The organism is Enterococcus sp. M-BR2 (assembly GCF_056612775.1).
Genome location: NZ_CM152743.1, coordinates 2,423,778 through 2,449,569, shown reverse-complemented (window position 1 = coordinate 2,449,569; position 25,792 = coordinate 2,423,778). Strand labels below are relative to the sequence as shown.

The window sequence follows — 25,792 nt, the reverse complement described above, 5'->3', positions numbered from 1 at the left end:
TATTGTTTTTCTGACAGGTACCGTTTCATAAGCACACCAAATAAACCTTGTTTATTGGCTATTCGACTTACTGATTAGATACCAGCTACACTCACAAAACATTCCCCATTCTTCTAGGTCTTATTTATTTTCCACTTAACTATAGCAAGACGCCTTTTGATTGTCAAACCTTAGTATGTTTTATAGACTTACACCATTAACGAATAGACACCTACCGCGATAATTGCTCCAATCATTGGGCCTGCAATTGGTACCCATGAATATGCCCAATCTGAAGTTCCTTTATTAGCTATTGGCAATACCGCATGTGCTAATCGAGGACCAAAGTCCCGAGCAGGGTTGATTGCGTATCCTGTTGGTCCTCCTAATGAAAGACCGATAGCTAAGATCAATCCACCTACAGCGAATACGTTCGTTCCAGGTGCAAATTCGTTTTGTCCAAAAGCTAGCAACCCAAGAACTAATACAAATGTACCAATTAATTCTGTGATTACATTTGCTGGATAATTCCGTATAGCAGGACCTGTTGCAAACGTACCTAAAATCGCACTCTCATCTTTCGTTGCATTCCAATGTGGCAAATAAGAAAGCCAAACAAGAATGGCCCCTGCAAAAGCTCCTAAAACTTGCGCAATGATGAAAGGAACGACAAGATTCCAACTAATTGCCCCTGTCATCGCCATAGCTAGAGAGACTGCAGGATTCAAATGAGCTGGGCCCATGAATCCAGAAATATAGACAGCCATTGTTACAGCAAGTCCCCAACCAAATGCGATGACAATCCATCCAGAAGCTTGTGCTTTACTTTTGTTTAGATTCACAGCTGCACACACACCATCTCCAAGCAAGACTAGGATCAATGTCCCAATAAACTCCCCCATGATTTGAGTCATATCACTGTTCATTTATTTCTCCCCCTTTAGTTCTCGCAGATCTGATTCTGCGATCAATGCTTCTAAACGTTTAGTCTGTTGCGCTTTCTCTTCTTCTGTCCACCCAAAATACCCAGCAATTGCATCGATCACAGGTTGCTTGATCTCATCCAGCTGATCTCGTTCAAACAACAGATGATTCGTCCGACGAATGAGATAATCACCTGGAGCCAAAACCATTTCTTCTTCTAAGCCATAACGTAACCGAGCTGACTCAGCGAGACTCAAACCAGGATAAGGTGCCATTTCTTTTGCTAATTCAAAGATACGTCGAGCATTAGTCCCGTAAAAATCAGCGATATAAGTAGCATCTTCTTCCTCTAAACCGGCTGCTACTCCTTCTTTTGCTAATTCCTTCACTGTTTCTTCTAATTTCGTTGGATCGAAATTTCCACCTGAAATCTGATATTTTTTAGAGTCGATTTCTTTCGTCTCTATTCCGTATTCTTCTTTTAACAGCTGACGAATCAATCGTAAAGCTCCTTCTGCCATCTTACGGTAATCGGTGATTTTCCCACCTGATAAAGTCAGCAATCCATCTGGTTCTCTTTCTAAAGAACTACCTCTGGAAATCGTAGAAGGTGCTTTTTCATCACGGCTGTTTTCCAAATGGTTTAACACATCTTCTACTTCAGCACGTGAAATTTTATTTTCCTTATATTCACTCACTGTATCAACTACTTTATTGAAGCTCTTATCTGAAATCGATCCATTATCTCCACCATTATAATCAGAACCAGAATTACCAATCAATAGTGGACGAAGTCCTGCCCAGCTTGCTTCGATATCTGCCAATGTGATATTTGCTTCTGGATAGCGATGGTTGATTACATCCAATAGATAATCCACATCTTCTTGTGTGACTTTCGGATCCGTAAAGTCTCCTTGGTAATCCGTATCTGTTGTGCCAAAGTAAGTCTTGTTTTCTCTTGGGATAGCAAAGACCATCCGCCCATCTTGTTTTCCTGTATCGAAGTATGTGGGTTGTGGTACAGGCAGTTTTTTCGCATCTACGACTAAATGGATCCCTTTGGTTGGACGCATTTTAGGAGAGACTGGACGCGTAAAATTCAAGTTCCGTACTTTATCTACCCAAGGACCACTCGTATTGATCACTAATTTTGCTTTGATCTCGATCACTTCATCTGTCAGCAGATCACGAGCTTTGACGCCAACGATTTGATCGCCCTCATATAAGAAGCCAACCGCTTTCATTTTACTTACTAGATAAGCCCCATCTTCTGCAGCTTTTTTGATATTATCGATCACTAAACGGGCATCATTGTTGCGGAAATCAAGGTAAACACCTGCACCTTTTAGTCCTTCTTTTTTCAAAAATGGTTCTCTTTCCAATACTTCTTCTGGTGTCAGGGTATAGTTCTCATATTTAGTTCCTGTCACATTTGCCAGTTTGTCGTAAAGGTCCATTGCTACTTTGACGGAGAACATATTGAAGGTTGTTGCTCCTTCATCTTCATAGATTGGTAAAAGCATTGGATCTGGTTTTGGGATGTGTGGGGCAATACCTTGTACGACTGCACGTTCACCAACTGTGTCAGCTACTACTTCCACATCAAATGTTTTCAGATAACGAATACCGCCATGCACAAGTTTGGTCGAGCGAGAGGACGTCCCTTCTGCAAAATCTTGCATTTCGATCAATCCTGTTTTGATTCCTGATGCTGCTGCTTGGACTGCCACACCGGCACCAGTGATTCCGCCACCGATGATCAACAGATCCAATTCTTCTTGCTTCATTTTTTGAATGCTATCTTGTCTTGTCTTGTTTGAAAACATATGGATTTCCTCCTTATTCAAATGCTTGGGTAGCTTTTACTGCTTTTTTCCAGCCATTGTAAAGTTTTTCTCGGCGCTCTTCCTCCATTTGAACTTCAAATAACTTACCAGCTTCATAAAATTCGCGGATCTCATCTGTATCTTTCCAATAACCGACAGCTAATCCTGCTAAAAATGCTGCCCCTAGTGCTGTTGTTTCCAAATTTTCTGCTCGTTGGATCGGTACATTCAAGATATCTGTTTGGAATTGCATCAGATATTCATTATTTGCTGCACCGCCATCCACTTTCAATACAGGAATATTGATTCCAGTGTCATCTTGCATCGTATCGATGATATCTCTCACTTGATAGGCAATCGACTGCAAAGTAGCTTTAATGATATCTTCTTTTGTCGTTCCACGTGTCAAACCAAACATAGCCCCTCGCGCTGACTGATCCCAATAAGGAGCCCCCAGTCCAACAAATGCAGGAACAACATAGACCTCATCTTCGTTTGTGGAGCGTTTTGCCGCGTCTTCCGAATCACTAGCTTTTTGCAACATTTGAAGTCCATCTCTCAGCCATTGAATCGAAGAACCAGCCACAAAAATACTTCCTTCTAAAGCATAGTAAACCTTTCCATTTATGCCGTAACCAATTGTCGTCAATAAATTATTTTTGGATAATTGCGGTTTTTCACCGGTATTCATGACAATAAATGAACCTGTACCATAAGTATTCTTGACCATCCCTGGTTCGAATGCCATTTGTCCGAATAATGCAGCTTGCTGGTCTCCTGCCATCCCTGAAATTGGTGCTTCGCTTCCATAAAAATGATAACCTTGCGTATAACCATAAACTTCTGAGTTAGAAGTAACTTTTGGTAACATCACTCGAGGAATATTCAATAAATCCAAAATTTCCTGATCCCAATCTAGCTGATGGATATTGAACAACATCGTCCGACTAGCATTCGAGTAATCAGTAACATGTGCTTGTCCATCGGTCAGTTTCCATACTAACCACGAATCAATCGTTCCAAACATTAACTCGCCTTTTTCAGCGCGTTCTTGCGCACCTTCTACATGATCAAGAATCCAGCGTATCTTCGTTGCTGAGAAATAGGCATCGATCACTAACCCTGTTTTTTCGTGGAAAAATTCTTGATAGCCTTCATTTTTTAAGTTATCTGCAATTCCAGCTGATTGTCTGGATTGCCAAACAACTGCATGATAGATTGGACGTCCTGTATCTTTTTCCCAGATTACTGTTGTTTCACGCTGGTTCGTTATGCCAATCCCAGCAATCTGATTTGGTTTGATCCCTGATTCGATGAAAGCTCCGGCAATAACTGACTGTACAGAATTCCAGATTTCATTTGCATCATGTTCAACCCAGCTTTCTTGCGGGAAATATTGCGTGAACTCTTTTTGAGAACTGCCGATATGTCTTCCTTTCTTGTCAAAGATAATTGCTCGTGAGCTAGTTGTACCTTGGTCAATCGCCATGATATACGTTGGTTCTGTCATTGTGATTCCCTCCATTATCTGCAAACGCTTTCTTTAACTACTTTTATCATACTACTCATTTAAAAAAAGAAACTGTCAAAATTTTATTCGTTTTTTCTTTTTTTGACAGTTTTTCATTATGATGCTAGTTTTTGATTAATTCTTTTCTTTTTTCAACATTTCTATTCTTCTTTTCAATCGGATAATGTCATAAGGCGACGCAAATTCTGATAGATAATATTCACTCTGTTGCTTGTTTCTCTGACAAAACGTTATGACCAAATCATAGTTTTTTCCTTCTTCATAACTTTCAATCTCAATACCGCTGACTCCTCTCAGTTCTCTGATCAGATACTGTTGGAAAGCAATACGATAAATAGGCAAACTTTCTAAATCGATCCCTATCACTACTGGTTTCGCAATATAAAAATCGATCATCAAAAGAACATTGGCATACTGGATCATCAGATAACTAAGTGCACTGTCTTCGGCGCTTTTCCTTGGCAATTGCTGCATCGCTGTTTCCTGCAGTTTCTCCAATAACTGTGTTAAGGAATGCCCAAGCATTTTTTTCTGCTGCTCCAAAAGCCGATCACGCTCGTAGACTTCGATCTTTCCAACAAAGAAAAACCATTCATTGTTGATTTGTGAAATTTGGTAGCCTACTGCTTTTTCCTCTTTGATTTTCAAACGACGAGGACGATAATGCCATAGCATAGTTTCCCGAATATAAGTATCCAAAACAGCTGTGGGTAACTTTTTGCTCCGTGTCAAATCATATTGATAAAATATTTCTTCGTCTACTATCGAAAAAGAAACAAAAAAGCTGTAAAACATCATTGTTTCGTATACATTCAGTTCTGCTGCTGTTCGACTAAGATGCATCACGATGATTGGATCGATTGCTTGATAAAGCCGATCCGACTGATAGAGTAATTTCTTTTCTTCCAAAGTTGCGTACGTACTTTTTTCATTCAATAGTCTTTTTTTCGTGATCCCGAGCCAGCAAGCAATCTGTGCTTCTGCTGATGCCGTAAACGTCGTTTCTAATACGCGACCCAATCCTAGAATGAATGGTCTTTTTTCTGGTGTATTTTGCAAAAAAAACGGTCGTTGGTCTTCCGGGATATATTGGAATAATTCATAATAAAAATATCGGATCTGTAGCTCTTCTCCGTATAATTGACCGTTTTTGATTTGTAATCCAAATTCCTCTAAGAGCTGGTTCAATTCTTTGATTTTTCGAAAAACAGAAGACTCACTGATATTAAACGCTGTCGCTAATCGAACGATGGATACTTGCTGGTGTTCTAATAAATAGACAAGCATTTTAAACTTCAAGCTTTCCTGTAATAAAAACAAAAGAATTTTTTCCAAACTGACATCTTCGTCCAACACAAGCAGCGCCTGATACTCGTTTCGCTGTACTTCTACTTTTTTTCCCATCATCCGGCCAATCAATTCAATATCTTCCAAATATTGATCAAAAGAAGTTTTTGACAGTTGGACATGCTCTCTCAATCCATTGATAGAGGCTGTTCCCCCTTGCAGAACAAGGTTTCGCAAAATCAGGATCTGTAACTGCTCTTTTCTTTCTAATAATGCTTCAATCTTCATAGGCAGTATTCGCCACCTTTGACCACACCATATCAGGCACACGATATTCTGGCTGGAAAAACAGCTCATGTTCTTCTAACTGTTCGAACGTCCAGCCTTCTTCTACTGCGATTGTCAGTTGGTCAAGAAGATGGAACATTTCTTTTCTGCTTTGGAGCTGTGCTCCAAGAATCTTTTTTTCAGAATCAAATAGGAATTTGATTTTGACTTTGCTTTGGTTTATTGCTGCAAGCTTGTATTCCGCGTACCCTGTTTCAATTTTTTGGAGATAAAAAATGCTTTCTTCTTCTGTCATACCTACGCTTCCTAAGAAATAGCCAAACCACTGATTGCCGACTGGTCGGTAGGTTCCCTGATCCTTTGTCGCGGAGCCGCTAATTGTCTTGCTGACATTTCGCGCTGTACGGACAGCGTTGTTTACTAGAGAAACGTACATTTTTTCATTTGTTGGGCGAAAAGTGACTTGGATTGCATCGCCAATTGCATAGACGTCTTTTTGAGACGTTTGCAAATAGTCATCTACCCAGATCGTTCCATCATCATTCAATGTTAATTGTTCTTCCCACATCTGATTGTCGGGGCGAGAATGGTTAGCCAGCAAAACAAGATCATAGTTTTCCCTTCTTCTTTCCGTCTCTACTACAGCGGTTTCATTTTCGGATAAAGATACGACTTGCTCTTCTAAGAAAAGCGATATCCCTTGATTTTTCATTTCCTTTACTAACGGTTCCGTCATTTCAGGGTCTAGGTAACGAAAAAGAATCGACTTTCGACTTTCATAAAGATGGATTTGTGTTTTTCCTGATGCTAACCCTTCAGCTATTTCGATCCCTGCTTGACCTGCTCCAATGATGGCAATTTTTTTTGCATCCATGATCTTTTGCTGAAGAGAAGCTATGTTTTGTATCTTTTTAACTGAGTGAATGAATCTTGCTTCTGCAGGAACATTTCGAAAATTTTGATTTGAGCCAGTCGCCAAAATCAAACGGTCAAAATCCAGTTTGTCTCCGCCTGCTAAAATGACTTTCTTTTCTTCCAATCCTATTACCGTCTTTTCTGTGTAAACATGGATACGATAGCGGTCAATCAGCTCTTCTTTGGTGATCCAAGAAAGTTGTTTTTCACTGGTGACCTTTCCTTTTACTATCAGATTGAATCCGCTGGGAATCCACCCTAACTTCGATTGCTTTTCAATCAAATATATTTCACTTGTTGGTATCAATTGGCGAAGATAAATAGCCGCATGAATCCCTGCAAACGACCCGCCGACAATTATAATGTTCATCTGCATTCCTCTTTCTTATTAAGTGTGCGACTGCCAATGGGCTGAAATCACAATGTTCTTAAACCATGTTTACTCATTCCTATGATCCATAGCAGCGTAGCAGAACACACTCTGTCCATCCTACCGTGTGACTAGGTCTGCTTCTCAGTAATAAATTAGTTGACCTAATTGAAGAGTATCATTTCTGAAGAGATGTTTCAAAAAATGTACTCTTAGAAAGGCAAAAAACTCGCCTTTTGCGTACCTCTGTCCAAATAGGAAACAGAAAAGAACGAAAAGACGAGTTTTAGCGTGTGTAATGTAATAGTTAGAATAGACCTATCATTTTTATGTTGACAATTTTTAATGCTTTAATGCTTCAACCACTACTTCGCCCAATTGATGAGCAGATTGAGGGTTTTGCCCTGTAAGAAGACGTCCATCGATTTGAACGACTTCTGAAAAAGCTGGACCTGACTGATAGTCAGCTCCTTTTTCTTTCAAAGCATCTTCTGCTAAGAATGGTACTTCATTCGTTGTACCATTGGCTTCCTCTTCTTCATTACTGAATCCAGTCACTGTGCGTCCAGCTAAAATAGACTTTCCAGATTCATCTGTAACTGGCAACAATCCGACAACACCGTGACAAACAGCTGAGACCAGTCCTTCATTTCGATAGATTTGTGAAGCAACTTTCCCAAGATCTGTTGCTTCTGGAAAATCCCACATTGTTCCGTGGCCACCAGCATAATAAACTGCTGCATAATCTTTTGCATCCACATCATCAGGACGTAAGGTATTTCCCAAGGCCCGATTTCTGAAATCTTCATCTTTATAATAGGCCCAATCGATTTCATCCATATTCAAAACGCTTTGCGGTTCTAAAGGTACATATCCACCTTTAGGACTGACAAAATCTGCATCGATTCCATTTTTTACTAATACATCATAAAAATGAGTTAGTTCACTTAACCACAAACCTGTAGGACGCTCGATCTTTTCGTACTTTTCTACATTTGTTAATACGATCAATACTTTCATTTTTCCATCCTCTTTCTATAAAAATTGAGTTATTGATAACGTGCTTTCAAGAAATTATATAATGGACTTGGCAAATAAAGCTCTTTATATGCTTCTTCAAAAGGTTTCGTTACAAATTCATCCTCACGGTTTTCCAATAACTTCTCTGCCCAGTCAGGATCGACGATCATTTGCTGTCCAATTGCTGCAAGTTCTGCATATTTCAGTACTTGCTCTACATCTTTGCGAGTACGGATGCCTCCGACACCAATTAAAGGGATCTTTCCTTGGATCGTGTCGTGGACAGCTTCAAGAATCGACTGATCGCTGTATTTATCAGAACGGGCTCTTCGATCATACGCATTTAATGAAACATGCAGATAATCTAGTTTTGTCTCACGTAATCGTTCAAGAAGCCAGATCGTGTCTTCAAAACGAATACCTGGTGTTTCATATTCTTCTGGTGAGAAACGATACCCTACGATGAATGGTTTTTTTGCATATTTTTCAACCGTTGAGAAAACCGTTGTTAATAATTCGTCAATAAAACGATAGCGATTTTCTAAGCTACCGCCCCATTGATCCTCTCGTCTATTCGAATGTGGAGAGAAAAATTGTTGAATCAAATACGTATTTGCTCCATGCAACTCGATACCATCAAATCCTGATTCAATCGCTCTGCGTGTGGCTTCGCCAAATGCTTGGATTGTTTCTTTGATTTCATTTTCACTTAATGCTCGCGGTGTTTCTGCATCAGGTCGTTCCGCTGCAACTGCACTTGCAGATACAGGCTGTTCTCCGGATAGAGTAGCTCGACTAGTCATTCGTCCACCGTGGAAAATCTGAACAATCGCTTTTGCACCGTCTCCTTGGATTGCTTTAGCTAGTTCACTTAACCGAGGAATCATTTCATCATGAGCGATGCTCAGTTCACCTGGCCAACCTTTTCCGATATCTTGGACATTTGCAGCACCAGTAATAACAGCACCAAGTCCTTTAGAACGTTGTTTATAATAAGTAATCTCATCTTCGGTGATCACACCATTGAAGAAGCTGAGTTGTGTCGTCATAGGCGACAGCATCAATCGATTCTTCAATTGAACTCCTGAAGGTAAAGTAATTGATTGATCAAATTGTGACATTGTTATTCCTCCCATGAATTGCTCTAATTAACCTATCGAGAATCATCTATCATTAAACCACTCGATTAGTTGTACATGCAACTATTTTGCTTAAAAAAATTTTTATTTTTTTTGTAACTTATCTGTTGCTTCATTCATTATCTCGGCTAATTCTTTACTTGCTTCATTTCCCAAGACTGCTTTGTACGACTGATGGAGTTCTTCCCAGCTACCATCGACTTCCTTAGTAAATTGGCGTCCTTGTTCTGTAAGATAAACCAATGACAAGCGTCCTTCGCTAACTGTTTTGACGTATCCTTTATATTCTAATTTTTCAACAAAACGAGCGATTGTTGAAGGCGCAGAATAGAGCATTTGCGCAATATCTTTTTGCGGTATACCATCTTTTTCTTTTAATATCAATAAAATAAATCCATATGTTGGTGCCAGGCCTGTTTTTCTAAATGCTTCATCAGCTAATTTATTCAACATGCGATCAAGCTTTTTCACACTAAAGAAAAGACATTCATCCAACGCTTTTTCAATTGGCTTTTCCATTTCATCCCCTCCATTGGCGTACATATCATAGTATGATTTTTATTTTTTGTCAAAAAACACGGAGTAATGACCGCCTCCTCTGTTTAGTTTTGAGAAAAAGAAGTTGTGACAAAAAATATGTCACAACTTCTCGGTAATACGTTTCAATCAAATAAGCTTTTCTTTATTTTACTTCCACCACAAATGCTTCATATGGTCGTAACTCAACTTTGCCGTCTGGTAACTGTTTCAGAGGATAATTTGATACAATAACCCTTAAAGCTTCACGTGGAACAGTGAACACCTGTTTTTCACTGGACATATTGCAAACAACGAGCCATCGCTGGTCTTCATATGTGCGAGAATAGGCAAAGATATGCTCTGGCGTCTCTTCTACTAATTCATAGTCACCCCAGACGATGATGTCGTGTTTTCTACGCAAATCGATCAATTTTTTGTACATATAAAAAACAGATTTTTGATCTGCTAACGCTTCTTCTGCATTGATTTCTTTATAATTTGGGTTGACTCGAAGCCATGGAATTCCCATAGTAAACCCAGCATGTTCACTGGCGTTCCATTGCATAGGCGTCCTAGCATTGTCTCTTCCTTTCGCATTGATTGATTCCAAGATTTCCTCTTTTGTAAATCCAGAAGAAATCCTTTCGTTATACATATTGATTGTCTCAATATCTTTTGCTTCCGCGATATCATCAATTGGGCAATTCGTCATGCCTAATTCTTCTCCTTGATAGATATAAGGAGTGCCTTTCATCATATGAAGCAAGATAGCAAACATCTTGGCACTTTCTTTTCGATACATATCGTCATTTCCCCAACGAGAAACAATTCGCGGGAGATCATGATTATTCCAAAATAAACTATTCCATCCTTCATCCCCCAAAGAAGTTTGCCATTTCGATAATACTTTTTTCAGTTCAGAGATACTTAAAGGTTTCAAATCCCATTTGTCTTTGCCTTCTTGCTGATCTAATCCTATGTGTTCGAATTGGAAGATCATGGATAATTCCTTTCTTTTAGGATTGGAATAAAGTTTAGCAATCTCGGTAGTTGCTCCCCATGTTTCGCCAACGGTCATCAGATTTTTGTCGCCAAAAGTTGCTTGATTCATTTCCTGAAGATACTCATGCAGTTTAGGTCCATTACTTGTGATTTCTTTATCCGGTTCTTTGCCAATCATATCGATCACGTCCATACGAAAGCCACCAATACCTTTGTCGATCCAGAAATTCATCATTTGATAAATCGCTTGGCGAACCTGTTTGTTTTTCCAATTCAAATCAGGTTGACGCTTGCTATACAAGTGCAGAAAATATTGCCCTGTTTGCTCATCCAACTGCCAAGCAGGCCCACTGAATATCGAGCGCAATCCATTAGGTTCCTCTCCATTGACTGGATCACGCCAAATATAGTAGTCACGATAAGGATTTTCTTTATTTTTACGTGCCTCAATGAACCACGGGTGTTCATCCGAAGTATGATTCACCACCAGATCCATAACGATACGGATATTTCTTTTCTTTGCTTCTTCAATCAGTTCCTCCAATTCTTCCATCGTACCGAATTCTGCCATGATTGCTTGATAATCACTGATATCATAGCCATTGTCATCATTTGGAGACTCGTACACTGGCGAAAGCCAAATCACATCAATGCCCAAATATGCCAGATAATCCAATCTAGAAATAATCCCTTGCAAGTCTCCAATCCCATCTTGATTTGAATCTTGAAAACTTCTTGGATAGATTTGATAAACAACTGAATGGTGCCACCATTTTCGTTCCATGATTTCCCTCCTATAAATGGATGTTTCTATTTTTCACTTAATCATCTAGTTTAGTTTCTTCCACCAAAAATTGTAACGCTTTCAAACAGTCATTGCACCTTGTTATCGGTAACAGAATAAAACAAAAAAACAGCTGAGGAAATTTCCTCAACTGTTTTTTGAAAGGATTGATTGATGTAGGGAAGAACGCTGATTTCACAACCTCTTTATAAACGGTGTTCACTCAGCTGTCCCTCGGTATTAGCTCAAAAAACGGCAAAATAGGAGGAACTATTTTTTCGTTTTTTGAGCTAATACTCAGGCCAGAACACTGATTTCACAACCTCTTTATTTCACATTCAATATCCACATGAATCCCACGAATACAAAGAACAGACCATACATGATTGGAGATACTTCTTTTCCTCTTTTAGCCGCTAACATCGTAATTGGATAGAAAATAAAACCTAATGCAATCCCATCTGAAATACTATAAGTCAAAGGCATGCCGATCAAGATCAAGAAGGAAGGGATCGCAATCTCTAATTTTCCCCATTCGATTTGACGTAATGATTGAGCCATCAAAACACCTACCATGATCAATGCTGGTGCAGTTACTTGTGAAGTAACAACTGATAGTAATGGAGAAAAGAACAAACCTAACAAGAAAAAGATTCCTGTAGTAATTGCTGTGATTCCTGAGCGTCCTCCAACAGCGATTCCAGCTGACGATTCTACGAATGCACCAACAGGAGAAGTACCTAATAAGGAGCCCGCAAGCATAGCTGTTGAATCAGAAGCTAAAGCTTTCCCTACACGAGGCATCTTGTTGTCTTTCATAAAGCCTGCTTGATTTGCTAATCCAACTAAAGTTCCTGCTGTATCAAAGAAAGTCACAAGCAAGAATGTTAGTACTACGACCCACATTTGAAGAGAATTGATGTCCCCTACATGTTTTAACGCAACTAAAAATGTTGGTTTCAAACTTGGTGCTGCGGCAACAATTTCAGAAGGCATTGGAATCAAACCTGTGACCAGACCTAAAATCGTTGTAGCTGCCATCCCGATGAAAATGCCACCTGGTACACGTCGAACAAGCAAGATAGCCGTGACGACTAATCCAAAAATCGTCAACCAAGTAGAACCAACGTTGAGTGATCCTAATCCTACTAATGTAGATTCATTCGAAACGATGATGCCACCTTCGCTCAGACCAAGGAAAGCAATAAATAGACCGATACCACCAGAAATCGCATATTTCAAATCTGCTGGGATCGCATCAATGATCATTTCCCGCAGTTTGAAGATTGTAATCAAAATAAAGATCAAAGAAGCAACGAATACGCCGGACAATGCTGTTTCCCATGGGATCCCCATCCCTAAACAAACAGAATAAGCAAAGAAAGCATTGATCCCAAGAGCAGGTGCCGTTCCAATTGGATAACGGGCTAATACCCCCATCAAAATACAGCCAATCGCACTGGCTAATGCAGTCGCAGTGAACACCGCTCCTTCATCCATTCCAGAAGCGCCTAATACAGTTGGATTTACAAATAAGATATAGGCCATTGAAATAAATGTCGTAAATCCTGCCAGTACCTCACGTTTTACCGTGGTGTTCAATTTTTCTATTTCGAAGTAGGAAAGTATTTTTTCCTTCATCTTCCATCCCCCTAAATCCGAACATTATAAATAAAGTCCGTTAAAATTTCGATTTATTAATAAAACAACGTGTTTTATCATATACTAAAACAAAACATAAGTAAACAAAAAATTCGGATTTCAAGCAAAATCCGAACGTTCTATTTGATTAAAAAATCCATATTTCCACTATTTGAGATTCTTCTTTATAGAGAGAAACATTTCTTTATTGTAAATAAAGAAGACAAATCTAACTTATTTATTAGACTTGTCTTCTTTTATCTACATTACACCATTTAGTGAATGACTACAAACTAAAAGATTCTTTTTGTCTTCTCTTTTTCAATCAACAGTCCTATCATTATTATCGCAGGTACAAAAATCCCCATAGCGTATCTAGGACTAGATTCCCAGATCAATAAGAATGCAAAATAACCAGAAATATATATGTTACTCAAAAAAACTAGTGGATTTATATTCTTGAAAAATTTTATACTGGTAAAAATAATTCCAAGATAAACCAAGTATTGAATCACCATCATTACAGCGTATAAAATTAATCCACTTGTTTTACTTCTGAATACCCACATATTCTTTTCATTTTTTCCTGTACCCAAAAATATTTCAAATGATGATTTTAGATCACCTGAGCTCCAAGTAACTGCAACCTTATTATTGATTGCAGCTAAGAATTGCTTAAAATCCATCGCATTCAATCGTTCTTTTATGATAGATAGGTGCTTTTCTTCCACTTCTTTTTTAGGCATTTTTTTATCCAAGAACATATCCCATGTAAATCTTTGATCGGCGCTAGAATAAGCACCCACTACCCAACGATACTTGTCATCCCCAGATAAATTATCAGGAATAGGCGTATTATTCAATCCCATCATCAAATAATGTGTATTGGGCTGTCCATAGTGACTATTCGGATAGAGTTTTTGTGCATCGATAAATTGTTTCCACCCAAAATTTCCTAAAACTAAAAAAACTAAAGGAAGGAATGCTAGCAACCGCCATTTCCCAGTATGATAAAAAGCAAAGAATAAGATCATCGCTAAGATCAAGATAAGACCCGTCCCTTTACTTATAAAACCAATCGTGCTAGTTGCTGTTGCAAGCAGTACATAAATAATGTTTCTATTCACATACTGTTTCTTCTTATTTACATATTTAGTTATAAAAAAGAATGTGGCTGAGCCAAAAAACAATGAAAGTATATCAGTATAGGCTACAGGAACATGTAATGTTATCTGGAAGGCAAATAACATGATTTGAATAGTAATCAATGTTGCAAAATTACTAACTTTTAAATTTCTCAGAGAAAGAAAAAGAAAGATGATCGTTATTAGATGAATGCCACAAAATACTGCAATGATCGGATAGTAATTCGTACCAAAGAAAAATTGTATTCCCCTAAAAATATACATCAGCAATAGGTTTTGAGGATTGGAATACATATAATTATATCCCCAATTTTCTCCAGCCTTCAATTGCTCTAAAAATTTTAATGTAATAGCAGTATCATCGACTGGTTGATGAAAACCAATAAATCTAATAAAAAGAAATAAGCTGACTGCGTAAATAACTAACTCTAACCCAAATATATAAAAGAGCAGTTTGTCACTTAAATCCCAATCTATTTTTATTTTCTTTAATAAATTTTTCAAAATAAAAAATAGAAGAAATGCAAAAAACAGACAAAATATATTAACAACTATAGTAACTTTTGGTGAATAACTATCTCTGAATAAAGAGAATATCGCGCCTATCCTTGGCGAAAAAATAGTTGATGCCATCGCCCAAATCATAAAAAAAATAACTAGTACTGCAAATAATCTATATATCCCTTTGATACCCTTTTCCATCTGCTACTCCTTTCATAACTACAATAACCATATAGTTATTTTATAAAAAATAAAACTTACTAACAAGTAGCAGTACTTTATTGTTGTTTATTTTATTTATCCGGTTGATAGAAATGAAGCTTCTATCCAAAAATTTCCGTTCATTTTTTTGCGTACCCTTTATTCATCCGTTTCTGCTCTTCTTTGATGAATTCTTTTGTATCAACAGGATTTAGGTTATTTAGTCCGCCAAAACCTGTATCGACCATTTTTCCCCAACCTTTTGTCTTCTTTTTACCTGATTTGAGATTCCTTGCTCGAAGCTTCTCACTATGTTTTGCTCGCCGATACTTCAAATAACCTTCTAGCCTTCCCATTAGATCCACTGTTTTTCCTCCTTTTTATTCAAACAGACGACTCAGCTTTTCCTATAACAAAATAATTGCCTTCAGGGTCCGAAAAATTGAAAGTCAAGACGCCATTGTTGTCTGTGATTTCTCCAGGTTCGTCCATGTTCTCGTAGATAGTTTCAAATTCATCCGTAAAAAAGACTAAAGAAGGTGGCGGTCCCAATACTTCTGGTGAAAACTTCTGCACAAATACTTTTGGAAATACACCTAATTCTAATTCTTTTGAGATACTCAGTACAATACTCTTAAATTCTTCTGGCAATTCGATCGTTTCTGAAATTTCTGCACCAATTTTTTCTACAAAGAATCGGCAAATCATCTCTACGTCATTGACATAAAGCATCACACGTGTTTTTTGTATCATCGTTTGACCCTTCTTTCTAGTTGATTTTCTTACCTGTCTATAAACTGATTCCATTATATCACGAAAGCGCGAACACCTTGTGTTTGATCCTATTCAAGAAAAATAAAGCAATAGTTTCTAGACTTGATGTACTCCATTAATTTTTTTTACAAAAAAAGAACGGCAATAAATGCCGCTCTTCTTTTTTCGATTTTTTTATAATTCTGCTTCTGATTCAGCTTTGGTTAGTGTGTGTCTGACACTAGTCACGCCAAATGTTTGATCGATTTTTTCCTTCAACGCTTCGATTGCCTGTGCGCCACGTGCTGCTTGTTCAGCATTGATGGATTCAATGACCAGCACCGCTGCTTGCGTTTCTTCCGTCAGCATCGTTCTTTGGGCTTCACGCCAGTTGAGACAGCGACAGATTGCTCCTTGTTCATCATAGTAGATGATTTCTTCCGGAAGTGCCGGAGCATCGGAATCTGCACCTAAAGGCAGGAATGATTCGCCACCTTGGGCTTTTCCTAGATGCAGATTTCCTGAAATCTTTTCGATATCTTCTCCGCCACAAGGTACGCCAAAAGACAAGGAAATACTATTATAAATATCTACAAGCGGGTTGATTGGGAAAAATTCCCGTTCTTGATTTGCACGTTTCAGTAAAGCTTCAATAGAAGAACGTGCACCTTTTTTAGTCTTGAATGTGGTAAAAGCCTGACGCCACTGAGCAATGACTTCGTTTTGGCTGAATGTTTCTTCTGTAAGGTAATTTCTTGCTTCTTTTGCCGCGCTATTCAATAATTGATGATACGTTTCTTCAGTTTCTTCTGTTACGTGATTATCGATACCACTCGCGGATAAGATTTCGATGGTTGCTTCAGGAAATACTTCCCAAAAATTGGCATCCACTATTACTTTTTTCATATGTTTACACCTCTTGATTAGAATAATTCCTTGATGAATAGATCGTCTGTTTGGGGATCATCTCCCATATAAAAAATATGTTCACTGTACTTGGTAAATCCTCTTTTGCGATAGAAAGCGAGCGCAACATCGTTGTGTTCCCACACACCGAGCCAAATGGCTGTTTTTTGCTTTTCTTTTGCTTTTTTGATAGCTGTATCTAGTAAAAATGTACCAATACCTTGATGTTTAAATTTTTTTCGTACATAGATTCGCTCGATTTCTAAAAAATGATCATCCATTTCCTCAGATTGACTCGTTCCTATATTTAGTTTCAGGTAACCCGCAGGCTCTTGGTCGATGCTTACTAGTAAAAAATCAGTTTCTTTCTCTTTTAGCTCTTCTGTAAGTTTTTCTGGCGCATAAGCTTGTCTCAAGTAAGCAGCTAGATGCTCCGGCGAATTATCTTTTCCAAATGTATCTGTAAATGTTTCGATACTGATTTGTTGTAGTAAGTCTACATCTGAAGGCGTCATTTTTCGAATTTCGTATTTATTCACGGCTTCTTCCTTTCAATAGATCCTTTTATTACCTTTTTTGACAAAATTCCAATCTTCGCTAATATTCTTGCATACTTTCTTTAAAAGATATTCCAATTGTTTCGCTTCCTCGTCAGACAGACCATTTAATGCGACTGCATTAGAGTAGTTGTTTTCTCGGATGATGAAAGGATAGATTTCTGCTCCTTTTTTAGTCGGATAGAGTTTCTTGATTTTTTTATTTTCTTTATCTTCCAAACGTTCGATCATCCCATTGGATTCTAATTTCTTGATTGCTCGTGCAGTCGTTGTACGATCTACTTTGATCATTTCTGCTAGTTTTTCTTGGATGATTCCTGGATTTTCGCAAATACGTACTAAATAAAGATACTGCCCTCTTGTTAAATCAACTTCTTTGAATTCGATATTGCTGATAGAATCCAGCGCTCGGGCAATCATTCCGATGTCTCGAAGAATTTCAGCCATTTCACCCCACCTTTATTTTGTTTGTAAGACTAGTTTACCTCTTTTTGTTGCAAATGCAACTATTTTTTAATAAAAGAACGAGTTCTTTTTAGAGAACTCGCAGAGTAAATAGCTTTCTTCTTTTACGAAAAAACTCAATCGCAATAAAGCTGGTTTTTGTTTTCTAAAATGAGCAACTGCTTCTTTGTTGTTCGTTTTTCTGATAGCTTTGGCAACTCTTCTATGCTAAAAAAACCCATGTCGGAAGTTTCGTTGTTCTCAATAAATTTTGCATCTTCATCGTGGATCGTACAAGCAAAAACAAGCTTATAATACTGAAAAAGCTGCGGAATATCTTTTTGTTTATTCGTATCAAAAACCGCTCGCAGCTGTGTAGATTCTACTGTTAAACCCGTTTCTTCATAGACTTCTTTCCGCACGTTTTCTTCAGGAGATAAACCTATTTCGGCAAATCCGCCTGGCAGTGACCATTCTTTCGTCCGTTTATCTTCGATTAGTAGGATCTTGCCGTCTTTTTTGATATAGGCACGAACATCAACTTTTGGTGTGGGATGACCTTCTTCAATAACTGTAAGTGCTTTTATTTCTTCGAAAGTTTCTTTTCCTATTTCACTGATCAATTCCAATGAGATCGTCCGAATCTCCTCAAATCGTTCTTTATCGAATACATCTTTTCCATAATACAGACCAGCTTGAGAAAGTGCGAGTAGTCTTTTGTATTGAGCCAACTTGTTATTCATTCTCTTCCCTTCTTTTCATCGAATGTATGACTATGTAATCAAGTATAGAAGACTGACCTAATTACGGCAAATAAACACAAGGAAATCGGCAATAAATAAAAGAATATTAAAAAAACATTTTAGAACAAAAAGACATTCGACTCCTCTGTGCTGTGAATAACCGATGTTCAAAAGCTTGCATCTGCGGTAATAAGCCCTACCAAACGAAAAATAGGAGGAACTATTTTTGTTTGGCTGTTCTTATTACTTGATGCAGGACAGCTTTTTCACAACCTCAAGAGAAGAGCCGCCTGTCTTTATTACCTGTCACTATCAAACCATTTCTTCGTTACTTATTGTCATTGATTTCTTTTTCTAATTTATCCAATAATGGAGTGTAATCCACTTGAGTATAGTCTGTTACATCAAATTCATATAGTGTTCCTAACTGGAATTCATCATATTTTCGGTCAGTGATGATCTTTTTGAATGCTTCTTTCGTAATATGGTTCGTCCCTTTCGATCGATCTTCCAATATGTCGCCATAGTGATAATGATCCATGATATAGCTCAAATGACGATCTGGTTCACGATCACGTTTGTACCGACGTTGCCATAACACTTCAAAATCTGCTGTCAGGCGAATCGTAATCACCTGATATCCGTATCTTTCTGCTAATTCTTGGAGTCGAGTTTTTTGCTTATCACTAAAAGGATACTCGGACATAATCACTTTCTTTCCTGCTTCCATATACAGATCAAGTGCTTTGTAATAGAAAGGATAAACTTTCGTCCTTTCTTGTTCCGCCCGTTCTTCCAAGTTGTTAAAACCGATGGATTCTGCATAATATTCCTTGATTTCATCGAGCGTGATGGCATACATATCTGGAAATCGTTCCCGTAGTTTATTCATAAGATATGTTTTTCCTGTACCAGGACTACCAGCTAGAAGAATGAAATACTTTTTCATCTCATTTGTTTCCTAAGTTAATTGGACTTTCCAAGTTCATAAACAGTCCAATCTTATGCTTGACAATTTCTTTTACTGCTTCATTTGCTGGAATCACATTATGGCGAAGAGACTTGTTGATTTCTGTTTCACTAAAGGTTCCTTTAGCCACTTTTGTCCAGTTGACTAAAAGCTCCGTTCCAACATTGAATTTGCGGATCCCGTTATTGATCAATTCAGGATAATCTTCTTCTTTCACACCTGTTCCGCCATGGATAACGAGGGGGACATCGACTACTGCATCGATTTCTTTCAGCAAGGGAATGTTCACTTCTGTTTTTGATTTGAATTGTCCATGATTCGTACCAATAGCAATAGCTAATGCATCCACACCTGTAGCTTCTACAAATTTCACTGCATCTTCCGGTCTTGTATATACCTTGTCATTTTCAGCGACATGGATCCCTTCTTCTGTACCGCCGATCGTTCCAAGTTCTCCTTCTACGGAAACACCGTGTGCATGGGCATATTCTACCACTGCTTTCGTTTTCAAGATATTTTCTTTGAAAGGCAGATGGGACCCGTCATACATGACAGAAGTATATCCGCTATCGATTGCTTCTTTGATATCATCAAAGTCTCGGGCGTGGTCTAAGTGCAAGACTGCATCAACCATTTCTTCTTCTGCAATAGCTGTCATTACATTGACTAACACATGCATGCCGATATATTTTGCGGTGTCGACACTTGTTTGAATAATGATCGGCGAGCCCATTTCTTTTGCTGCGCCTAGCATGGCAGGAAGCATTTCTAGGTTATGTGTATTAAAAGCTCCAACTGTAAAATTCAATTCTTCTGCTGTTTTTGTTACTTCTTTCAATGTTGTATACATCTTTTATTGCCACCTTATCTTTTTATTTATTTCCTTTGATCGTTACTTGTTTTGCAATTTGTCGCATCTCATCCATTTTGCCCATGTAGTAATCGATTCCTTGATCATCCCCAGCACGAGCAGCATCTGCACGCTTCTGGTTATAGAGGCTCATCAGTTTTTTATACCCATCTCCGATCGTCTGTTTATTTTCCAAGCTCTTTTCTAAATATTGGATGGCTTGATCGTTCTCATACAATTCAGAAAATTTAAGTCCAATTTGTTCATAAAGTTCCGCTAATTCGTGCTTCTCTTGGGTCGTTGAAATCTCTTGATTTAATTGTGTAATCTCTGATTGAATCTTTTCGATCGCTTCTGGCGAGAGGATTTTTTCCTCTTTTATCGATCTTTTTTTTGGTTCATTTTCTTTTTTCTTAAAAAATCCGAACATCATTTTCCCTACTTTCAATTAAAATGCTTTCAAAATTGGGCTTAAAATCCAGGCATATAAGAGTGCGGCGGCTACTGTATCTACATCGGTTGCTGTAGCATTGATGAACCCCATCGAATTAAAGATCGTTACTAGCAAAGCAGGCAATAATGTAATAAAGAAGCCATGAGCAATACCGCCAATGATCGCTCCTCGACGTCCGCCAACTGCGTTACCAAATATCCCCGCTGTTCCTCCGGCAAAGAAATTCGTTAGCATACCTGGTAAAATCATCGCTAAGCCGAACATCGGCAAAGTGAACATGGCAATAATCGTACCGATCGTTGTCGTAATGAAACCTAAAATAACAGCATTTGGGCTGTAGGGAAAGAAAACTGGACAATCTAAGGCAGGAATCGCATCAGGAACTAATTTCATAGCTATCCCTCGAAATGCCGGCACGATTTCACCTAACAGTAGACGTACACCAGCTAGCAATACATACACACCCACTACGAATTGGATGGCTTGTAAAAAGGCAAACATGATATAGTTTTGATCTCCTGATAATTCAGAAGCGAATGGTTCACCTGCAAATAAAACAGTGATGATATATAGTGGAACCATCACGACCATGACAGACAGATAAGTATCTTGCAAAAACTCGAAATGTGTAGGCAGCTTGATATCTTCGATCGATTTTTTATTTTCGCCTTTCTCACCAAAAAGTTTAGCCACACCGGCTTCAAATAAGTACCCAATCGTACAAAAATGCCCTAAAGCAATATCATTTGATCCTGTGATTTTACGAATGATTGGTTGTGCTACTGCCGGCATAGCAATGGCGAAACAAGCTCCGATAAAACCACCGACTAAGATCAATACGATTCCTCGCAGACCGGCGAAATAACCAAAGACTGTCGTCATCGTCGCCATCCATAAAATGGCTTGACCAGTTAGAAAAATGTACTTCCATTTTGTGAACCGAGCTAAAAGAATATTGAATACAAAAATGGCTAAGAACGTCAGCGCAATATCTCTGCCTAAACCTAAATCATTCATTGCTTGACCATTGATAGATTCAATCGAAGGGATGATCCCTTGCATATGGAATCCTTCAGTAAAAATTTTCCCGAAATAAGTTAAACTCCCAACGATGATACTCGAACCAGCACTCAACACTTGGAATCCTAGGAGTGTCTTTAACGTGCCAGAAATGACTTGTCCTGCTGATTTCTTCTGCAGCAGTAGACCCAACATAGCAATCAATGCAATGGTGATCGATGCCTGAGTCAAAATATTTTCGATGATAAAATTGATAACGCCCATGTTTTTATCCTCTTTTCTTTTTTATTTAGATAACTCCCTTATCTTGTAAAACTGGGGTGATTTTTTCTTCAATTTCATTTTTCGAGACAATATTTTTCAAATAGATCATCGCTGTTTTAGGATCGACTGAGAATTTTTCGAACTGCGAGCGAAAATTTTCTGCTGTGATGATCACATCTGGTTTCATGGACACTGCAGAAGAAATATCACAATGGTCCAGTTTGGCTTCTACTCCTAATTTGTTCAAAACATCCTCAGCAGACATCTGTGCTGCAAAACTACTTCCTAAACCTGCGCCGCATACGAATAAAATGTTCAATTTGTTCATCTTTGTTCTCCCCCGTATCATTTATTATTTCTCAACTACTGAAAAAGCAGTTGTTTGAAATCTTCCACATTGGTGCATTCGATCAATCGATCCAACTTCTCTTCGTTGTTGATCAGTTCGATCAGTTCTTTCATGATGTTCAGATGCGAGTAGGAATCTACTGCTGCTAAACAAAAAATGATCTTTACTGGATCCATTTCAGGATTACCGAAATCGATTGGTTGCTCAATCGTAGCTACGCTGACTCCTAACTTATTGACCCCATCTTCTGGTCGAGCATGGGCTAGCGCCATGTGTTTACCAATCACGATATATGGCCCGTATTCATTCACTGCACGAATCATCGCTTCGACATAGCGTTCTTCAACAATGTTTTCTTTGACCAATGGTTTAGCAGCTCGTTCAATCGATTCCTCCCAAGTAACGGCTTTTTCTTTAATTATGATATTGCTGTCCGTCAAAATATCTTTTAACATAGGCTGGACCTCCCTTTTGTTGATTTCTAAATTGTTTGTTTCGAATAATTTTTCCAACTTGCCATAGATGATGCGGTCCACTCGGCCACCACTTTCTTCCATGACACCGATTATTTGAGTGAATAACTGCGTCGATTCATGACTGTTAGGTTTTAACCGCTGCAGTTCTTCATTTCTTTTCAAAAAATCTTCTATAACTAAAATATTCGTCTCAGTCAGAATTGGATCGACAACTAAAAGCGGCTTGTTTCGATAATTCAATTGAAAGGTGCTGAAAACCAAATCGACATCCAGTTTATCCACTAATTCGATTTCTTTTGAACTTAAAACTGCAGTAATCTCAATCTGAGGAAATTTTTCTTTCAGATTTTCTGCTAACAGATTCCCGGTAGCCATGCCGTGATTACAGACAACAACTGATTGATAAACATAATTCAGGTCTCGCTTGATCACACTGGCAATCGTCGAAAAGTGGATGACAAGAAAAGCTATCTCGTCCTCCAGTATCTTGCCGCCAATTACTTCTTCGATCGTAGGAACAAAATGAGTGACTGCGCGGTGGATTGGAAAATAATTTGTTCGGATGTTTTCTTTCAATGGATTCATGACTTGGATAGCATGCTTGATTCTTATGATCAGTGCAGCCATGTGTTTATAGAGATTTTCGAATAAAGCTTCTTCTTTTAGATGAAAAGGTATGCGTGTCTCGTTCTCTACAAATTGGATCAATTGGATCGTTAGTAGTTGAGCTTGTACCCACTCAATCGAATTGGAGATATCTCTAGCATTGAACGTCTCGATAGTGAAACGAAGATAATTTCTTTCTACTTGTGGGACATTGTTCAACTGAAATTCCGTGATCATGTAGTCGATAAATGCAGAGAAGCTGCTGTCTTTTATTTCTGTATTTTTCCAATTAATGGCGGAGATGAATTCATGTTTCCTGATTCGCTGGATCCAGATTAATGTAAAAATCAGAATTTGCTTTTTATAAATATCATCCTCTTGTTTTAACAACTTATTGGAATAGATCTCCTCTATTTTTTTGATTTCCACCAAAGGAAAATAATGGAAAAAGATTTTTTGAGCCGGTGTTAGTTGCGCGTCTTGATTCATAAAGAAGTCGGTCATCCCCAGATTCTGATTGATAAAATCATAGATCATCGTACGGATAGATCGTTCTGAACCTTTATAAACCAGTCCCTGCTTTCCATAACTGACGATCTCGATTCCATAACTGACCAGTGTTGCTCGTAATCGTCGCATATCTTCATCTAACGTACTTTTAGAGATTTGAAATTCTTCTTCTTTTTTGTTTAGATGGATCGGGTTTCGGCTGTAAGCAATGGCTAAAACTAAATCAAAAATACGTTCCCGCCGATTCAAAAAGCCGTCTTTCACCTCTTTTATTTCAGTTTCTAATCGAACTTGCTTGTCATTCTCCAGTTTCAACAAAAAACCTTTGTTGCGAATTGTTCTGATTTCCGGAAGCTTTTTACTGCTCAACCAGATATTCGCTTCAAGAACTTCCTGTCGGATCGTCCGCTGACTGACATGGAAATCAGCTGCTAGATGTTCCGCTTTTACTGGATATTGGGCTGTCATGATTCTGTGAAGTATTTCAATTGTTCTTGTTTTCATAGAAATGATCTCCTTCTGATTCCAAGTATATGATTCCGCTTACATAATAAAAAGTAGATATTTCTGCCACTTGAAGTGGAAAGAAAGTAAGCATAGCAAACAAAAAATAAGCCGTATGCTTTTTCAACTTCTCAACGAAAAAGACATACGCCTATTATTACAAAAATTTTGCCCATCTATACAAAAAAGAGGTCGTGAAAAAGCTGTCCTGCATCAAGTAATAAGAACAGCCAAACAAAAATAGTACTTCCTATTTTTCATTTGGTTGGGCTTATTATCGTAGATGCAAGCTTTTGAACACCATTTAGTGGAGAGGTTGTGACAGAGATGTTCAGCCTTGAGCGACAAGAAGCGATTTTGAAAAATAGCTTCCCATATTTTACAAAATCGTGCCTTATTGCCGATAGGCTATCTCTGGAACACCGTTTATTCAGAAAAAGGAGCTACGACAAAATTTTTGCCACAGTTCCGTTCATAAGTATTTTCTGTCAATCCAGCATAATCGGCTGGATAAAATCTGCTTGCCATCTTTTTTCTTTCTCAGAAAAATCAAAATACCATATCTGAGAAAAATACTGTCGTTGTGTCTTACTTCCTGAGATCACTCGCCCATCTTTTCGATCGACTGAATAATCACAGCATCTGAAATCAATTCGGATGGCAAAACTATTTTCGTGGATCTGTCGATAATTCCCTACTTCCTGAATAGTTATTTTTTTAGTATGATTTCTTACACCGTCTGCTTTGTTTTTTTGCAGAACTTTCTGATGTTCGGCAAACAGCTTGTCTGTATAACAGCTTCTGGCTTTTTCAGGAGTTTCTTCTTCCCAAGCAGATTGGATCTTCATGAATATCTTTTGGATTTCCAGAAACTGTGCTTTCTTTTCTTTAGCCGTTCCTGACATGCGGGACAATATCTCCGCTTTCAGCCTTTTCTTTTGTCTTTTATTCTTGACGATAGAAAAAGCAGAAACCCCTCCTACTGACAAAACAGCTAATGCAAGAAATCCCGTTTGCTCATAACTAGAAGGACCTGTACTTGGACCATAATACCCATAAGAATCTCTGCCGTAAGAACGACTGCTAAAATAACTGCCCCCATATGAACGACCGCCAAATGAACCTCTGCCCGAACTTCGACCGCTAGATGTACCTCCACCATGACCACCCGCGATAGCGAATCCTTGGGTCGGCAGAGCAAACAAACATAGGCCCACTAACAAAATGATTGCTAAATAATTGATTTTTTTCATTGCCTTCCTCGTTATCTTTTATTACAAAAAACTATTGTTATCATAGCCTTGCTAAAAGGAA

Annotated in this window: 24 protein-coding genes; all 24 read right to left on the bottom strand. The window is 38.3% G+C overall.

Going from position 1 to position 25,792, the window contains the following annotated elements; translation table 11 throughout:
* Nucleotides 1–188 precede the first annotated feature (188 nt).
* The 24 genes from AC1F25_RS11890 to AC1F25_RS11775 all read right to left on the bottom strand — a co-directional run bounded on the left by AC1F25_RS11890 (nt 189) and on the right by AC1F25_RS11775 (nt 25,731).
* Nucleotides 189–905 carry an MIP/aquaporin family protein gene (locus AC1F25_RS11890; protein WP_002292560.1) on the bottom strand — a complete coding sequence of 239 codons (717 nt, stop codon included), beginning with the start codon at nt 903–905 and terminating at the stop codon, nt 189–191.
* Entirely contained in the window at nt 906–2,729 is a 1,824-nt protein-coding gene (gene glpO / locus AC1F25_RS11885; protein ID WP_479994133.1) for a type 1 glycerol-3-phosphate oxidase, read from the bottom strand.
* A gap of 13 nt (nt 2,730–2,742) precedes the next feature.
* Nucleotides 2,743–4,239, bottom strand: coding sequence for a glycerol kinase GlpK (gene glpK / locus AC1F25_RS11880; RefSeq protein WP_002314031.1), 1,497 nt, complete (start codon nt 4,237–4,239; stop codon nt 2,743–2,745).
* A 135-nt stretch (nt 4,240–4,374) separates the two neighbouring features.
* On the bottom strand, nt 4,375–5,835 hold the full coding sequence (locus tag AC1F25_RS11875; protein ID WP_479994132.1) for an AcpB/EbpR/MafR family transcriptional regulator: 1,461 nt from the start codon (nt 5,833–5,835) through the stop codon (nt 4,375–4,377).
* Nucleotides 5,825–7,120, bottom strand: coding sequence for an NAD(P)/FAD-dependent oxidoreductase (locus AC1F25_RS11870; protein ID WP_151668781.1), 1,296 nt, complete (start codon nt 7,118–7,120; stop codon nt 5,825–5,827). Before AC1F25_RS11870 ends, AC1F25_RS11875 begins: the two co-directional genes overlap by 11 nt.
* Before the next feature lie 342 nt (nt 7,121–7,462).
* Nucleotides 7,463–8,140: a type 1 glutamine amidotransferase domain-containing protein gene (locus tag AC1F25_RS11865; protein WP_002310684.1), complete on the bottom strand. Its 678-nt coding sequence runs from the start codon at nt 8,138–8,140 to the stop codon at nt 7,463–7,465.
* Nucleotides 8,141–8,169: 29 nt separating this feature from the next.
* Nucleotides 8,170–9,261 (bottom strand): NADH-dependent flavin oxidoreductase, encoded by a 1,092-nt coding sequence (locus AC1F25_RS11860; RefSeq protein ID WP_002320708.1) that lies wholly within the window; start codon nt 9,259–9,261, stop codon nt 8,170–8,172.
* Between the two features lie 102 nt (nt 9,262–9,363).
* Complete coding sequence (locus AC1F25_RS11855) at nt 9,364–9,798, bottom strand: MarR family winged helix-turn-helix transcriptional regulator (RefSeq protein ID WP_002310682.1); 435 nt, start codon at nt 9,796–9,798, stop codon at nt 9,364–9,366.
* A gap of 163 nt (nt 9,799–9,961) precedes the next feature.
* Nucleotides 9,962–11,584 carry a glycoside hydrolase family 13 protein gene (locus AC1F25_RS11850; RefSeq protein ID WP_002344625.1) on the bottom strand — a complete coding sequence of 541 codons (1,623 nt, stop codon included), beginning with the start codon at nt 11,582–11,584 and terminating at the stop codon, nt 9,962–9,964.
* Between the two features lie 327 nt (nt 11,585–11,911).
* The gene (locus AC1F25_RS11845; RefSeq protein ID WP_002292548.1) at nt 11,912–13,225 is read right to left on the bottom strand and encodes an NCS2 family permease; all 1,314 of its coding nucleotides are present in this window, start codon (nt 13,223–13,225) and stop codon (nt 11,912–11,914) included.
* Between the two features lie 293 nt (nt 13,226–13,518).
* Entirely contained in the window at nt 13,519–15,072 is a 1,554-nt protein-coding gene (locus AC1F25_RS11840; protein WP_123830674.1) for a glycosyltransferase family protein, read from the bottom strand.
* Nucleotides 15,073–15,212: 140 nt separating this feature from the next.
* Entirely contained in the window at nt 15,213–15,437 is a 225-nt protein-coding gene (locus AC1F25_RS11835) for a hypothetical protein (RefSeq protein WP_002312725.1), read from the bottom strand.
* Nucleotides 15,438–15,456: 19 nt separating this feature from the next.
* The gene (locus tag AC1F25_RS11830; protein ID WP_002316637.1) at nt 15,457–15,879 is read right to left on the bottom strand and encodes a VOC family protein; all 423 of its coding nucleotides are present in this window, start codon (nt 15,877–15,879) and stop codon (nt 15,457–15,459) included.
* A gap of 141 nt (nt 15,880–16,020) precedes the next feature.
* On the bottom strand, nt 16,021–16,731 hold the full coding sequence (locus AC1F25_RS11825; RefSeq protein ID WP_002312721.1) for a B3/B4 domain-containing protein: 711 nt from the start codon (nt 16,729–16,731) through the stop codon (nt 16,021–16,023).
* Nucleotides 16,732–16,748: 17 nt separating this feature from the next.
* A complete protein-coding gene (locus tag AC1F25_RS11820) occupies nt 16,749–17,246 on the bottom strand; it encodes a GNAT family N-acetyltransferase (RefSeq protein ID WP_002316636.1) in 498 nt (165 codons plus the stop codon).
* Between the two features lie 36 nt (nt 17,247–17,282).
* The gene (locus tag AC1F25_RS11815) at nt 17,283–17,735 is read right to left on the bottom strand and encodes a MarR family winged helix-turn-helix transcriptional regulator (protein ID WP_002310676.1); all 453 of its coding nucleotides are present in this window, start codon (nt 17,733–17,735) and stop codon (nt 17,283–17,285) included.
* A gap of 134 nt (nt 17,736–17,869) precedes the next feature.
* Nucleotides 17,870–18,475: an NUDIX hydrolase gene (locus AC1F25_RS11810; protein WP_002335169.1), complete on the bottom strand. Its 606-nt coding sequence runs from the start codon at nt 18,473–18,475 to the stop codon at nt 17,870–17,872.
* Between the two features lie 328 nt (nt 18,476–18,803).
* Nucleotides 18,804–19,424, bottom strand: a complete 621-nt coding sequence (locus AC1F25_RS11805; RefSeq protein WP_151668777.1) for a P-loop nucleotide/nucleoside kinase family protein — start codon at nt 19,422–19,424, stop codon at nt 18,804–18,806.
* A gap of 1 nt (nt 19,425) precedes the next feature.
* Nucleotides 19,426–20,295 carry a class II fructose-bisphosphate aldolase gene (locus AC1F25_RS11800; protein ID WP_002310673.1) on the bottom strand — a complete coding sequence of 290 codons (870 nt, stop codon included), beginning with the start codon at nt 20,293–20,295 and terminating at the stop codon, nt 19,426–19,428.
* A gap of 22 nt (nt 20,296–20,317) precedes the next feature.
* On the bottom strand, nt 20,318–20,725 hold the full coding sequence (locus AC1F25_RS11795; protein WP_002330731.1) for a hypothetical protein: 408 nt from the start codon (nt 20,723–20,725) through the stop codon (nt 20,318–20,320).
* An 18-nt stretch (nt 20,726–20,743) separates the two neighbouring features.
* Complete coding sequence (locus tag AC1F25_RS11790) at nt 20,744–22,033, bottom strand: PTS sugar transporter subunit IIC (protein WP_002312716.1); 1,290 nt, start codon at nt 22,031–22,033, stop codon at nt 20,744–20,746.
* Nucleotides 22,034–22,058: 25 nt separating this feature from the next.
* A complete protein-coding gene (locus AC1F25_RS11785) occupies nt 22,059–22,361 on the bottom strand; it encodes a PTS sugar transporter subunit IIB (protein WP_002292534.1) in 303 nt (100 codons plus the stop codon).
* A gap of 35 nt (nt 22,362–22,396) precedes the next feature.
* Nucleotides 22,397–24,478 (bottom strand): BglG family transcription antiterminator, encoded by a 2,082-nt coding sequence (locus tag AC1F25_RS11780; protein WP_104835745.1) that lies wholly within the window; start codon nt 24,476–24,478, stop codon nt 22,397–22,399.
* A 488-nt stretch (nt 24,479–24,966) separates the two neighbouring features.
* The gene (locus tag AC1F25_RS11775; RefSeq protein WP_002310667.1) at nt 24,967–25,731 is read right to left on the bottom strand and encodes a TIM44-like domain-containing protein; all 765 of its coding nucleotides are present in this window, start codon (nt 25,729–25,731) and stop codon (nt 24,967–24,969) included.
* Nucleotides 25,732–25,792 lie beyond the last annotated feature (61 nt).

Coding starts and splice junctions, on each gene's coding strand:
- AC1F25_RS11785 (WP_002292534.1), bottom strand. CDS start 22,361: ATGAACAAATTGAACATTTTATTCGTATGCGGCGCAGGTTTAGGAAGT.
- AC1F25_RS11795 (WP_002330731.1), bottom strand. CDS start 20,725: ATGTTCGGATTTTTTAAGAAAAAAGAAAATGAACCAAAAAAAAGATCG.
- AC1F25_RS11815 (WP_002310676.1), bottom strand. CDS start 17,735: ATGGCTGAAATTCTTCGAGACATCGGAATGATTGCCCGAGCGCTGGAT.
- AC1F25_RS11820 (WP_002316636.1), bottom strand. CDS start 17,246: ATGACGCCTTCAGATGTAGACTTACTACAACAAATCAGTATCGAAACA.
- AC1F25_RS11800 (WP_002310673.1), bottom strand. CDS start 20,295: ATGTATACAACATTGAAAGAAGTAACAAAAACAGCAGAAGAATTGAAT.
- AC1F25_RS11805 (WP_151668777.1), bottom strand. CDS start 19,424: ATGAAAAAGTATTTCATTCTTCTAGCTGGTAGTCCTGGTACAGGAAAA.
- AC1F25_RS11790 (WP_002312716.1), bottom strand. CDS start 22,033: ATGGGCGTTATCAATTTTATCATCGAAAATATTTTGACTCAGGCATCG.
- AC1F25_RS11845 (WP_002292548.1), bottom strand. CDS start 13,225: ATGAAGGAAAAAATACTTTCCTACTTCGAAATAGAAAAATTGAACACC.
- AC1F25_RS11775 (WP_002310667.1), bottom strand. CDS start 25,731: ATGAAAAAAATCAATTATTTAGCAATCATTTTGTTAGTGGGCCTATGT.
- AC1F25_RS11840 (WP_123830674.1), bottom strand. CDS start 15,072: ATGGAAAAGGGTATCAAAGGGATATATAGATTATTTGCAGTACTAGTT.
- AC1F25_RS11855 (WP_002310682.1), bottom strand. CDS start 9,798: ATGGAAAAGCCAATTGAAAAAGCGTTGGATGAATGTCTTTTCTTTAGT.
- AC1F25_RS11890 (WP_002292560.1), bottom strand. CDS start 905: ATGAACAGTGATATGACTCAAATCATGGGGGAGTTTATTGGGACATTG.
- AC1F25_RS11830 (WP_002316637.1), bottom strand. CDS start 15,879: ATGGAATCAGTTTATAGACAGGTAAGAAAATCAACTAGAAAGAAGGGT.
- AC1F25_RS11875 (WP_479994132.1), bottom strand. CDS start 5,835: ATGAAGATTGAAGCATTATTAGAAAGAAAAGAGCAGTTACAGATCCTG.
- AC1F25_RS11860 (WP_002320708.1), bottom strand. CDS start 9,261: ATGTCACAATTTGATCAATCAATTACTTTACCTTCAGGAGTTCAATTG.
- glpK (WP_002314031.1), bottom strand. CDS start 4,239: ATGACAGAACCAACGTATATCATGGCGATTGACCAAGGTACAACTAGC.
- AC1F25_RS11825 (WP_002312721.1), bottom strand. CDS start 16,731: ATGAAAAAAGTAATAGTGGATGCCAATTTTTGGGAAGTATTTCCTGAA.
- glpO (WP_479994133.1), bottom strand. CDS start 2,729: ATGTTTTCAAACAAGACAAGACAAGATAGCATTCAAAAAATGAAGCAA.
- AC1F25_RS11780 (WP_104835745.1), bottom strand. CDS start 24,478: ATGAAAACAAGAACAATTGAAATACTTCACAGAATCATGACAGCCCAA.
- AC1F25_RS11865 (WP_002310684.1), bottom strand. CDS start 8,140: ATGAAAGTATTGATCGTATTAACAAATGTAGAAAAGTACGAAAAGATC.
- AC1F25_RS11850 (WP_002344625.1), bottom strand. CDS start 11,584: ATGGAACGAAAATGGTGGCACCATTCAGTTGTTTATCAAATCTATCCA.
- AC1F25_RS11810 (WP_002335169.1), bottom strand. CDS start 18,475: ATGAATAACAAGTTGGCTCAATACAAAAGACTACTCGCACTTTCTCAA.
- AC1F25_RS11870 (WP_151668781.1), bottom strand. CDS start 7,120: ATGAACATTATAATTGTCGGCGGGTCGTTTGCAGGGATTCATGCGGCT.